This window comes from uncultured Friedmanniella sp. (assembly GCF_964244005.1).
In the GTDB taxonomy this organism is placed as follows: Bacteria; Actinomycetota; Actinomycetes; order Propionibacteriales; family Propionibacteriaceae; genus Microlunatus.
Genome location: NZ_CAXTHG010000001.1, coordinates 104,732 through 116,462 on the forward strand (window position 1 = coordinate 104,732; position 11,731 = coordinate 116,462).

At 71.7% G+C, this 11,731-nt stretch carries 12 protein-coding genes; 6 read left to right on the forward strand and 6 right to left on the reverse strand.

Features of this window, described 5'->3' with window-relative positions:
- Window positions 1–5: 5 nt before the first annotated feature.
- Window positions 6–2,588 (reverse strand): UvrD-helicase domain-containing protein, encoded by a 2,583-nt coding sequence (locus tag ACFE76_RS00485; protein WP_375429921.1) that lies wholly within the window; start codon window positions 2,586–2,588, stop codon window positions 6–8.
- A 160-nt stretch (window positions 2,589–2,748) separates the two neighbouring features.
- Here ACFE76_RS00485 and ACFE76_RS00490 point away from each other — a divergent pair, with 160 nt between their 5' ends.
- Window positions 2,749–3,948, forward strand: a complete 1,200-nt coding sequence (locus tag ACFE76_RS00490; RefSeq protein WP_375429766.1) for a phosphatidylserine/phosphatidylglycerophosphate/cardiolipin synthase family protein — start codon at window positions 2,749–2,751, stop codon at window positions 3,946–3,948.
- A 75-nt stretch (window positions 3,949–4,023) separates the two neighbouring features.
- On the opposite strand, the gene ACFE76_RS00495 is transcribed toward ACFE76_RS00490, so the two are convergent.
- Window positions 4,024–4,470 carry an RrF2 family transcriptional regulator gene (locus ACFE76_RS00495; RefSeq protein WP_375429767.1) on the reverse strand — a complete coding sequence of 149 codons (447 nt, stop codon included), beginning with the start codon at window positions 4,468–4,470 and terminating at the stop codon, window positions 4,024–4,026.
- Window positions 4,471–4,528: 58 nt separating this feature from the next.
- A complete protein-coding gene (locus ACFE76_RS00500; RefSeq protein WP_375429768.1) occupies window positions 4,529–4,888 on the reverse strand; it encodes a hypothetical protein in 360 nt (119 codons plus the stop codon).
- Between the two features lie 129 nt (window positions 4,889–5,017).
- Here ACFE76_RS00500 and ACFE76_RS00505 point away from each other — a divergent pair, with 129 nt between their 5' ends.
- Window positions 5,018–5,284 carry a GlsB/YeaQ/YmgE family stress response membrane protein gene (locus tag ACFE76_RS00505; protein ID WP_375429769.1) on the forward strand — a complete coding sequence of 89 codons (267 nt, stop codon included), beginning with the start codon at window positions 5,018–5,020 and terminating at the stop codon, window positions 5,282–5,284.
- A 73-nt stretch (window positions 5,285–5,357) separates the two neighbouring features.
- Here the strand turns inward: ACFE76_RS00505 and ACFE76_RS00510 are convergent, their stop codons facing one another.
- Window positions 5,358–6,071, reverse strand: coding sequence for a response regulator (locus ACFE76_RS00510; RefSeq protein WP_375429770.1), 714 nt, complete (start codon window positions 6,069–6,071; stop codon window positions 5,358–5,360).
- Window positions 6,068–7,354, reverse strand: coding sequence for a PspC domain-containing protein (locus tag ACFE76_RS00515; protein WP_375429771.1), 1,287 nt, complete (start codon window positions 7,352–7,354; stop codon window positions 6,068–6,070). The genes ACFE76_RS00510 and ACFE76_RS00515 overlap by 4 nt, the downstream gene beginning before the upstream one ends.
- Before the next feature lie 259 nt (window positions 7,355–7,613).
- Here ACFE76_RS00515 and ACFE76_RS00520 point away from each other — a divergent pair, with 259 nt between their 5' ends.
- The 4 genes from ACFE76_RS00520 to ACFE76_RS00535 all read left to right on the forward strand — a co-directional run bounded on the left by ACFE76_RS00520 (window position 7,614) and on the right by ACFE76_RS00535 (window position 10,902).
- Window positions 7,614–8,960: a PspC domain-containing protein gene (locus tag ACFE76_RS00520; protein WP_375429772.1), complete on the forward strand. Its 1,347-nt coding sequence runs from the start codon at window positions 7,614–7,616 to the stop codon at window positions 8,958–8,960.
- Window positions 8,957–9,160: a hypothetical protein gene (locus ACFE76_RS00525; protein ID WP_375429773.1), complete on the forward strand. Its 204-nt coding sequence runs from the start codon at window positions 8,957–8,959 to the stop codon at window positions 9,158–9,160. Before ACFE76_RS00520 ends, ACFE76_RS00525 begins: the two co-directional genes overlap by 4 nt.
- An 82-nt stretch (window positions 9,161–9,242) precedes the next feature.
- Window positions 9,243–9,728 (forward strand): PspC domain-containing protein, encoded by a 486-nt coding sequence (locus tag ACFE76_RS00530; protein WP_375429774.1) that lies wholly within the window; start codon window positions 9,243–9,245, stop codon window positions 9,726–9,728.
- Between the two features lie 319 nt (window positions 9,729–10,047).
- Complete coding sequence (locus ACFE76_RS00535; RefSeq protein WP_375429775.1) at window positions 10,048–10,902, forward strand: endonuclease domain-containing protein; 855 nt, start codon at window positions 10,048–10,050, stop codon at window positions 10,900–10,902.
- Window positions 10,903–10,963: 61 nt separating this feature from the next.
- Here ACFE76_RS00535 and ACFE76_RS00540 read toward each other — a convergent pair whose 3' ends face one another.
- Window positions 10,964–11,728, reverse strand: coding sequence for a YaaA family protein (locus ACFE76_RS00540; protein WP_375429776.1), 765 nt, complete (start codon window positions 11,726–11,728; stop codon window positions 10,964–10,966).
- Between the last annotated feature and the right edge of the window lie 3 nt (window positions 11,729–11,731).

Here is an 11,731-nt window from a genome sequence, read left to right on the forward strand (position 1 = left end):
GGCGGTCAGAGCTTTTCGAGCGGGGCGTGGCGGAGCGAGAGGCGTTTGAGGCCGGCGGAGCCGAAGTCGACGTCGGCTTTCGTGTCGTCGCCGGCGCCGGAGGTGGCGACGACCGAGCCGAGACCGAAGGTCGAGTGCAGGACGCGGTCGCCGGCGGTCAGCACCGGGACGACGCGGGCCTGGGGCTTGGGCGCCCCGTAGCCGACTGTCGTACGCCAGCTCGTGTTCGACCGTGAGGTCGCCGAGGTGTTGCGCCAGGAGGTGACGGCCCGTTCGGTGCGGCGCCAGTCCATCAGCCGGTCGGGGATCTCGGTTAGGAACCGGCTCGGCGGGTTGTGCTGCGGCGTCCCCCACGCAGCCCGGACGACCGCCCGCGACACGTACAGCCGCTTCCGCGCCCGGGTGATCCCGACGTACGCGAGCCGGCGCTCCTCGGCCAGCTCGGCCGGGTCGGACAGGGCCCGCTGGTGCGGGAAGACGCCGTCCTCGCAGCCGGTGAGAAAGACGGCGTCGAACTCGAGCCCCTTCGCGGTGTGCAGGGTCATCAGCGTGACCACGCCCGCGCTCTCGGCGTCGGGTGAGGGGATCTGGTCGGAGTCGGCGACCAGGGCGACCCGTTCGAGGAAGGCGCCGAGCGAGGCGTCGACCTCGGCCGCGCCGGCTGCGAGGTCCTGCTCGGGGTCCAGCGCCACGGTCAGCGGGTCGACGCTCCGTCCCTCGGCGACCCGCAAGCTCCCGCCGCGCAGCACACCGAACTCATCGACGCCGTCAGGCGCCTGGCCGTCCTCGGGACCGTCGACGTCGCCGTAGTCCGCGGCCGCCAGCACCGCCACGCCGCTGACGAACTCCCGCGACACCGTGACGAGCTCGATCAGGTTCTCGAGCCGGGTCTGGTCCTGCGGGTCGGCGGAGCCCTGCAGCTCGCTGAGGTATCCCGACCGCTCGAGCACGCTGGTCAAGATCGCGTCCGCCGGCGCACCCTCGGCCACCATCGCCTCGTGCGCGTCCATCAGCTCGACGAAGCTCCGCAGCTGCGAGGCCGACCGGGTCGCAAGGCCGTGGATGTCGTCGACCCGACGCAACGCCTCGCCGAAGCTGATCCGTTCCCGCGCCGCGAGGTCGGCCACCGCGCCCTCGGCCCGGTCCCCGATCCCCCGCTTGGGCACGTTCAGGATCCGCCGTACCGACACGTCGTCGGCCCGGTTGCTGATCGCCCGGAGGTAGGCGATGGCGTCGCGGACCTCGCGCCGCTCGTAGAAGCGGACCCCGCCGACCACCTTGTACGGCAGGCCCACCCGGATGAAGACCTCCTCGAACGCTCGGGACTGGGCGTTCGTGCGGTAGAACACCGCCGTGTCGCCGTAGCGGGCCTCGCCGGCGTCGCTCAGCCGGTCGACCTCGCCCGCGACGAACTGGGCCTCGTCGTGCTCGGTGTCGGCGACGTAGCCGACCACGAGATCCCCGTCGCCGGCGTCGGACCACAGGTTCTTGGGCTTACGGCCGGCGTTCTGGACGATGACCGCGTTGGCGGCGCTGAGGATGGTCTGGGTGGAGCGGTAGTTCTGCTCCAGCATGATCGTCCGCGCCCCGGGGAAGTCGGACTCGAAGTCGTTGATGTTGCGGATCGTCGCGCCGCGGAACGCGTAGATCGACTGGTCGGAGTCGCCGACCACCATCAGCTCCGGTGGTTCCGCGTGCACCTGAGGGGGGGACGACCCCCCCTGACCCCCTCGAGAAAGACTGACCACTTCGGGCGGCGTGTCGATCTCGGCCGAGCACAGCTCGCGGATCAGCGCGTACTGGGCGTGGTTGGTGTCTTGGTACTCATCCACCAGCACGTGCCGGAAGCGGCGCCGGTACTGCTCGCGCAGGTCGGGGAACGCCTGCAGCAGGTGCACGGCGGTCATGATCAGGTCGTCGAAGTCGAGTGCGTCGGCTGCGGCGAGCCGGCGCTGGTACTCCCCGTACGCCTCGGCGTAGGACTGCTCGAGGCTGCCCTCGCTCACCCGGGCCCGCGCGGTCTCGTGGTCGACCAGCTCGTTCTTGCAGTTGGAGACCCAGTTCATGATCACCCGGACCGGGAACCGCTTCGGGTCGAGCTCGAGGTCGTTGGCCACGAGCTGCATCAGCCGCTTGGCGTCGGCGTCGTCGTAGATCGAGAAGTTACGGGCCATGCCAAAGCGGCCGATGTCGGAGCGCAGGATCCGGACGCAGGCCGAGTGGAAGGTCGAGACCCACATCAGCTTGGCCCGGTTGCCGACCAGCTCGATCACCCGGCTGCGCATCTCCGCGGCGGCCTTGTTGGTGAACGTGATCGCGAGGACCGAGCCGGGGTGCACCTTGCGCTCGCCGACCAGGTACGCGATCCGGCGGGTCAGCACCCGCGTCTTGCCCGAGCCGGCACCGGCGACCACCAGGACCGGCGCCCCCTCGTGCAACACGGCCTCCCGCTGCGGCGGGTTGAGCCCGTCGAGCAGCGCCTCCGCGCTCAGCCGAGAGGCCTTGCGGGGCCGAGGCGACGGCCGCTCGCCGAAGATGTCGGGCACCACGTCTCCGAACTGGTCGACGCCGAACGAGGGCTGGGGCAGGCTGGTCATGTCGGGTCCAACCCTAGACGCCGGGACTGACACTGCTCCCCTGCCTCGCCGACGCCCCCGGCCCCGGATGAGGGACCTCGACGCAGGGCTGACCCGAAGCGGGCCGCCGGGTTACGTTAGAGCCATGTGGAGGAGGAGCCGGCTTCGTCGGATGCTGCGACAGATCGTGCTGGCGGTGGCCGCCGTCCAGGGCGGCACGCTGCTGGCGCTGGCCATCGTCGACCACCGTCGCAAGAAGGTCCGCAAGCCGGTCGTCTTCCCGCGGGTGGCGCCCAGGTCGGTCACGGCCGGCAGCTCGGAGGTGACGGTCTACACCTACGGCGAGGACCTCTACCGCGACATGCTCGGGGCCATCCGCCAGGCCCGGGACAAGATCTTCTTCGAGACCTTCATCTGGAAGAGCGACGCCGTCGGGCAGGAGTTCAAGGACGCCCTGGTCGAGGCCTCCGAGCGCGGCGTCAAGGTGTACATCATCTTCGACGAGTTCGCGAACCTCGTCGTGCCGCGCAGCTTCTACCGTTTCCCGCGCAGCATCTCGGTCCGCCGGCACCCGATCGCCCGGCTCTGGCCCGGCCTGCGCAACTCCGGCCGCGACCACCGCAAGCTGATGGTGGTGGACGAGTCGGTGGCCTTCCTCGGCGGCTACAACATCGGCAGCCTCTACGCCACCGACTGGCGCGACACCCATGCCCGGCTGACCGGCGACATCGTCTGGGACGCCGAGAACGCCTTCGTCGACTTCTGGAACCTGTCCCGCGGCCGCCACCGACCCGCCCTGCCCGACGTCGGCGGCCTGAGCTGGCAGTCCGACATCCGGCTCCACCGCAACATCCCGCGCAACCTCGTCTACCCCATCCGCAGCGTCTACCTCGACGCATTCGAGCGGGCCTCGCACCACATCTACCTGACCCACGCCTACCTGATCCCCGACTCCGACATCCTCGACTCCCTCATCCGAGCGGCGCGGCGCGGCGTGGACGTGCGAATCATCGTGCCGGCCGAGTCCAACCACATCGTGGCCGACTGGCTGTCCCGCGGTTTCTACGGCCAGCTGCTCCGCGCCGGCGTCCGGCTCTTCCTCTACCAGGGCGCGATGGTGCACGCGAAGACGGCGACCATCGACGGCCAGTGGTCGACCATCGGCACGGCCAACCTGGACCGGCTCAGCCTCTCGGGCAACTACGAGATCAACATGGAGGTCGTCAACGTCGACGTCGCCCGCCAGATGGAGGAGATCTTCAGTCTCGACTCCTCCAACACCGTCGAGCTGACGCTGCCCGCCTGGTCGCGCCGGCACGCGATGGTCAAGTTCTCCGAGACCGTGCTGACCCCGTTCCGGCCCCTGTTGTAACTGGCTCGCTCCGCTCGCCTGCGGATCCTGCTCTGACCCCTTCGGTCGGGTTGCAGGCGGGGCGGTTGCGTTCTCCTACTTCCAGGCGGCGGGGTTGGCCACCAGATCGACCACCGGTGCAGGTAGCTGGCCAGCGGCGACGTGGGCCAGGCTGACGCCTTCAAGAATCAGTCGCTCGGACGCCCGGAGCGCGATCCAGACCTTCTGCAGCGAAGCGGCGGCACCGACGTACTCCAGGTGTTCGGGCCGGCTGCCCCGGACGTTCGCCAGCTCACCGTCCAGAGCACGGATGACGTCGGCGATGCTGACCTCCGCAGCAGGCCGGGCCAGCCGGTAGCCGCCGTCCGGGCCGCGCTGACTGCGCAGCAGGCCGCCGCGGCGGAGCTCACCGAGGATGCTCTCGAGGTACTTGTTGGGGATCTGCTGGGCGACCGAGAGCTGGTCGACCGTCCGGGGTGCGTCGGCCGCGGCCAGCTCGGACATGGCCCGCAACGCGTAGTCGACGCGTGCCGAGAGCCTCACTCGCGACCCCTGGTCATCCCGTACGCTCCTCGGCTCGGCTGTCGATCTGAGGTCGACCCTACTGCCCCGGCGGAGCGGGCCAGAGCACCGACAGGGCGGCGCCAGCCAACGCCAGGACGCTGATCAGTACACCGAGCCCGCGAGGGATGGACAGAAACCGCCGGTTCCGGACCAGCAGCAGCAACACGAAGAGCGTCAGCACCAGCTTGAGGCTCACCGGCCACCACGCGACGTCCCCGCCGCCGACCACCTCGAGGACGACGAGCGCCACCCCGGTCACCAGCTCGACCACGCCGCCCCAGAGCATCGTTCCCGTCACCTCCGGCTCGTGGGTCCAGACCTGCGCGAGCGTCCCGCCCAGCAGAGCCGCAAAGCCGACCAGGTGGGCCAGCACGAGAAGCTGCTGGGCCAGGTGCACGGGAGGAGCGTAGTGGAGAGCCGCGGCACACGAGGAGGACAGGGCGCGTACGGCATGGCTCGGCAACCCGGACGAAGCTCGCGCTGCGTTAAGATCGAAGGGCAAAGTCACCGAAAAGAAGGGCTCACCATGCTCGGCCTCATCATCACCATCATCATTGTCGGAGCGATTGCCGGGTTCCTCGCCCGCGCCATCGTCCCCGGACGCCAAGCCATGTCGATCCCCATGACCATCCTGCTGGGTATCGTCGGTTCCTTCGTGGGCGGTCTCCTCGGGTACCTCATCTTCCACAGCGGCAACGGCTTCCTTCAGCCCGCCGGCATCATCGGCTCGGTGATCGGTGCGATCATCGTGCTCTTGATCTACACCCGCGTGGGCGCCCGCAGCCGCGCCTGACTCTCCCGACACAGCCCGGCCGATCCTGGTGATCGGTCGGGCTTTGTCGTTCCCGGAGCCAGCGCCGACCGGCTCAGACGAGCCGGCGGTCCGTGGCCCAGCGGGTGAGCTGGTGGCGGTTGGAGAGCTGGAGCTTGCGCAGCACGCTGCTGACGTGGGTCTCCACGGTCTTGATCGAGATGAACAGCTCGCGAGCGACCTCCTTGTACGCGTAGCCGCGGGCGATCAGCCGCAGCACCTCGCGTTCGCGGGTGGAGAGCCGGTCGAGGTCCTCGTCCACGGTCGCGAGGTCGATGGCGCCGGAGAAGGCGTCGAGCACGAAGCCGGCCAGCCGCGGCGAGAACACCGCGTCGCCCTCAGCCACCCGACGGATGGCGTCGATCAGCTCGGGACCGCTGATCGACTTGGTCACGTAGCCGCGGGCGCCGCCCCGGATCACCCCGATCACGTCCTCGGCGGCGTCGGAGACGCTCAGCGCGAGGAACTTCTGGTCCGGTGCGGTCTCGTGCACCCGGCGCAGCACCTCCACGCCGCCGCCGCCGGGCAGGTGCACGTCCAGCAGCACCACGTCGGGACGGGTCGCGGTGACGGCGGCCACGGCGGAGTCCACGTCCGCGGCCTCGCCGACCACCCGGACCGCCCGGCCGATCTCGGCCTTGACGCCCGTCCGGAACATGGCGTGGTCATCGACCACCACCACCCGGTACGGGCCACGCTCGGCGGTGGCCGGGGTCGGGCCTGATGGAGTCGGCGCGGACTCGCCGGTGGGAGGAGCGGGAGTGGTCATGGTCGGATCTCCAGTCGTACCTCGGTGCCGTCCCCTGGTCGGGAACGGACGGTCGCCGTGCCTTTGTGCCGCGCCATCCGGGCGATGATGCTGCCCCTGACGCCCATCCGGTCCTCGCCGATCGCGTCCAGGTCGAAGCCTCGGCCGCGGTCGCGGACGAACACCTCGATCACGTCGTCGGTGACCTCGGCGTAGACGTCGATCTTGTCCGCGCCCGAGTGCTTGGCCGCGTTGACCATCGCCTCGCGCGCCGCCTGCACCAGGGCCTGCACCGCGTCGGAGGGCTCGGCGTCGCCGACGACCACGAGCTCGACGGGGACGGCACGTTCGTCCTCGACCTCGGCCGCGGCCGCCGCGAGCGCCGCCTTGAGCGTCGTCCCGGCCAGCTCCTCGCCGTACAGCCAGGTGCGCAGCTCGCGCTCCTGCCGACGGGCGAGCTGGGAGACCGCCTTCGGGTCGTCGGACTGACGTTGGATCAGGGCCAAGGTCTGCAGGACCGAGTCGTGCAGGTGGGCGGCCATGTCGGCGCGGGCGTCGGCCCGGACCTTCTCCGCCCGCGCGGTCCGCAGCGCGGTCTGCGAGCGGTGCAGCCAGGGCGCCACCACGATCGCCACGCCGGCAAGAGCGAGGGTGGTCATGGCCAGCACCTCGGGTAGCTGGTTGAGCTGACCCTGCTGCGCGACGACCAGGCCGAACGCCCCGCCGACGAGGCCGAGGCCGATGACCACCCGGACCAGCGCGGGCCAGCCACCGCGGGCTACGAAGGGGGCGAGCCAGACGCGGCCGCCGGCGTCGGCCTGCCACCGCTTCTGCTGGACGCTGTCGGCCTGGCGCCAGACCAGCGCGGCACCGGCGCAAGCGAAGGCCACCGGCCAGAAGAGCTGGGCGCTGACCCCGAGACCGCTGCTCTGGACGAGCCAGAGGAGCCCGGCCCCCAGTGCGGTCAGGGCGGCCAGCATCCCCCAGTCGAGGCGACGGTGCGGGGTCGACGGAGCACGCATCCCCGCCCGGCTGGCCGACTCCAGGCCCGGCGCGGCGACGGTCGACTGCGCCGGCATCAGCAGCCACAGGGCGCCGTAGGCCAGGACGCCGATGAACTGGAAGATCAACAGGGCGACGAACCCGATCCGGATCGCCATCACCGGCCAGCCCAGGTGCCGGGCCAGGCCCGTACAGACCCCACCGAGGACGGCGCCCTCGGCCACCCGGGTCGCTCGCGGCCGGCCCGCGGACGCGTCAGGCGTGGCGTCGGCCGGGACGGCCGGCAGAGCGAGGGGCGGCACGGCTGGCGGGATGAGGGGCGGCGGGATGAGGGGCGGGGCTACGGCCGGCCGTGTCCCCGGAACGGCTGGCGGCGCGACCGGGCCGGGCGGCGGAGGCGCCTGCACGCGGCTGCGGTCGGTGGTGGACATCGTGAGTCAAGGGTTCCACGCGCAGGCGGTTCTGACCACCAGGGCCGACCCGGGCCCGACCCCCAGGGGCAGGGCCGAGTGGGGGTCGTCCCCGATGGTGCGCGCACGGCCCGCCGCACACGATGGGTGCATGAGCTCGATCTGGACCGTGCGTCGCAGCACGACCGACACCAAGGTGGCCGGCCTCTGCGGCGGAGTCGCCGAACACTGGGGCATCGACCCGGTGCTCGTCCGCGTCGGCTGGGCGTTGCTGGCCCTGAGCGGCGGGGTGGGCGCGGTCCTCTACCTGGCGGGCTGGCTGCTCATCCCGCTGGCGGGCCGGACGTCGGCTCCCCTCGACGACCTCCTCGGCGTCGGCACCCGCCGCTGGCCGAGGGAGGTCTGGGTGACCCTGGTGGTGGTGGCCTGCGTGGCCGCGTTCGCCACCTTCGGCACGGTCGCCCCCTTCGGCGTCGGGCCGGCCGTGGTGCTGGCCTGCATCTGGTACTTCGGTTTCTACCGCTCCCGCCCGCCCCGGACCCCGGGGACTCCACCACCCCCCAGCGCCCCAGCGCAGGTCACGCCCTTCACCGAGGCGGCCGACAGCTGGCGTCGCCGCATCCAGGAGCACGCCCAGCAGCACACCCCTCAGCAGCCCGCGTCCCCGTACGGGACCACCGGCTACGCACCGACCCCGGCCGCCGCACCGCCTCGGACCGTCTGGCCCACCATGCCCACCACGGCCACCCCCACGTCGTCGACGATCGCCGACCCCGACCCCGAGCTGGCCGCCCAGACCGCGTTCCTGGCCGAACCCGACCCGGTCGGTCTGTACGCCGAGGTCGCGGAGCCGGACACCGGGTCTACCGCCTTGCCCCGTCGGCGTGGGGACCGGCTCGCCGCCCGCCGGCTGCGGCTGACTTCCCTGGTCGTCCTCGGTCTCGCGCTGGCCGGTCTCGGCTTCGCCGACCAGGCGGGCGTGGCGATCACCCCGGCGATCTACGCCGCGACCGCCCTGCTGGTGGTCGGTCTCACCCTCGTCGCCGCGACCTGGCTGGGCCGGGCGCGCGGGCTGCTGCCGCTTGGGCTGCTGCTGGTGCCGGTGGTCGTCGCAACCTCAATCTTTGGTCCCGTCACCCACCTCGACCACTGGTCCACCGCCACCCACAGCTACCCCCAGGTCAGCGACCTGCCGGCGGCCGGGGACACCCAGCAGGCCGGCGAGCTCGTGGTCGACCTGAGCAAGCTGCCGACCACCTCCGACGTCGACTACACGGCCCACCTGGGCACAGGTCGGCTCGAGGTGCTGGTCCCGCCCGACGCGAACGTCGTCGTCGACTACCAGGTCGGCGTCGGCGAGGTCCGGGTCGACGGCCAGCAGGTCGCCGCCGGCGGGCACCTCGCCAACCGCACGGCCCCGTCGAGCGCCACCCCGAACGACGACGTGCTGACCCTTCACCTGTCGGTGGACCGTGGCCAGCTGGAGGTACGCCGATGAGCACCCGGACCCCGCCCAGCCGGCCCCGGTTCGACGTGGTGGCGCTGGTCTTCGGCGTCGTGCTCACCGGGGTCGCCGCAGCAGCCCTCCGGCTGTCCCTCGCCGGGTCGCTGAACTGGTCGCTGCTGAAGACCGCAGCCCCACTCGGACTCGTCGCCGTCGGAGTGGTCGGGCTGATCCTCAGCCGCCGAGCCCCCTGACCCTCCCCTCGTCCCGCCCCGTTCACCGAAGGACCCACCCATGAACCTCCCCGACCCCACCCCATCGAGAGGACCCCAGCAGATGAGCAGCTATCCCCCACCCCCGCGCCCGCGCCGACTCGAGCGCAGCAGCAGCGACCGGGTGATCGGCGGCGTCTGCGCCGGTGTCGCCAACTACGCCAACCTCGACCCGACGCTCGTCCGGGTGCTGACCGCCGTGCTCACCGTGGTCACCGGCGGAACGCCGGTCCTGCTCTACCTCGTGGCGCTGTTCTTGATGCCCGAGGACCGCCGGGTCGGACCGCCGCCCGCCCCGACCGGTTACCCGACCCCGCCGCCGGCTCCGGGCTCGTGGCCGCACCCACCGGCCGGCACCGACCCCATCTGGGGTCGCGAGGGCGCCCCCTGGGAGCAGCCCCACGCCCCCGAGCCGCCCGCCCCGCCGGCCGCGCCCTTCAGCCCGCCCGCTCCCGCCGAGCCGGAGGCACCCGTCGCCCCCGTAACGTCCGTCGAGCCGGCCGAGCCGGCCGATCCGGCAGACCCCGCCGATCCGGCCGACCGGCGCTGATCCGTACGCTCGTCCGCCCGCACCTGCACCAGACCGATCCCAGGTCGCCCAAGCTCACGCCCGGCTCCACCGGGGGCGGAGCCGGCTTCCCCACCGACCTCGAGGATCCGCTGCGGGCGACCGCGACGGATCCAAAGAAGGTGATCCCAACGCGGCCCTGACAATCGACCCCGAGACGACTGAAATGACAAGATCCGGCCCACATTGGGCCGTCTCGGGGTCGATTGTCAGGGCCTACTCGTCCTGTGGACAACGGCTCTCTGTCCACAGGAGGCGGCCTGAGCAGCACAAACCGGGGCAGCGTCCGGAGAGTCCCTGCATGACACTCTCACTGATCACCGAACTCGACGGCTTGGTCGTGCGCCGCGAGCACCCGGAGCAGGCCGCCACCGTCGACTGGCTCGTCCGCACCGGCCGACTGGCACCGGTCCTTCCGGGCGTCTATGCCGCTCCCGAACGTGCACCTCTCACCGATGTGCGGATGCGCGCAGCCTGCCGGGCCTATCCCGACGCTGTGCTGACGGGCGCTGCTGCGGCTCGCTGCTCGTTCTGGCCGGATGCTCCGCTGACGACGGTCGACGTTGCCGTCGGTCACAAGGTGGCTGCCCGCAGCGGCTATGACCTCAGCCGACGGGTCGTCCCGGCCGATCTGGTGGTCGAGAGCGCAGGGCTGCGCTTCACATCACCGGCGTTGACGGCCATTGACATGGCGAGCTTCGACTGGGCGGAGCCCATCGACCGCGCCCTCCGCAGCCGTACGGCGACGCTGGCGGGGATGCACGAGGCCCTGCTCGCCACTGGATCCCGGACAGGCAATGCAGCGCGGCGGCGGCTGCTGCTCGACTCGCGGGACGAGCCGTGGTCCGAGGCGGAACGGCGCGCTCACCGAGTGTTGCGGGCCGCCGGTCTGCGGGGCTGGCGCAGCAACCGCCCAGTCGTGGTGGGCGGCCAGCTGTACTTCATCGACATCGCCTTCGGCCGATCCAAGCTGGCGATCGAGATTGACGGACGACTGCACGAGCTCGATGAGGACGTCTTCGAGTCGGACCGGTGGCGACAGAACGCACTGGTCCGTGCTGGCTGGCGCGTCCTCCGATTCACCTGGACGATGATCGTCGACCACCCCGAGATCGTGGTTCAGGAGATCAGGTTCGCCCTGAGAAACGACCGCTAGATCGAGCAAATGGCGCCGAGGAGCGGCATCAGGGCTGTCTCGGGGTCGATTCTCAGGGCGGTCAGCGCAAGACGTCGAGACGGTGACCGCTGCGACCGAGGTCGACCAGGTCGCAGCGGTACTCCCCGGCCACCGCCTCGGCCACCTGGGCGGGGGTGGTGAGGCGACCCGGCCACTCCAGCAGGCGGCGGGCCACGAGCCCGCGGGTGTGCTTGGCCAGGTGGGACACGACGGTCAGCCGACCGGCCACCTCGGTCAGCACCCGGACGCCGACCAACCGGCGCGCGGCCTCACCGGTCGGCAGCCAGGCTCCGCTGTACGCGGCGGAGCGGCAGTCGACCACGACGCCCGACCCCGCCAACGCGGCCATCGGCGGTCCGAGCACCCCTCGCCAGACCGCGGCCAGCGGTCCGAGCCCGGGCAGCGTCGTCGCCATCGACAGCCGGTACGGCGCGATCCGGTCGTTCGGGCCCACCGGTCCCCACAGCGCCGACTGCACGCGCAGGGAGCGGCCGGCCCGCCGCTTGGCCGCGGCGGACAGCGCCGCGAAGTCGAGGGCGTCGTAAAGCACGCCGGTGTAGACGCTGGCCGCGGCCGCACCCGGCGAAGTGGGCAGGCGCAGGTTCTGTCGCACCTCGGGCAGCAGGCTGGCACCCACGCCGAGCAGCTCGAGCGCGTCGTCGCGTCCGCTCACCTCGACCAGGGCCGCCCGTACGGCCAGCCGGGTCGCCGTCAGCTCAGGGAACGGCAACGCCTCCAGGTCGACCGGGTGCCCTCGTCGACGCGGCGCCCCCTTGCCCTCCGAGGGCGGCAGCAGGATCAGCACGAG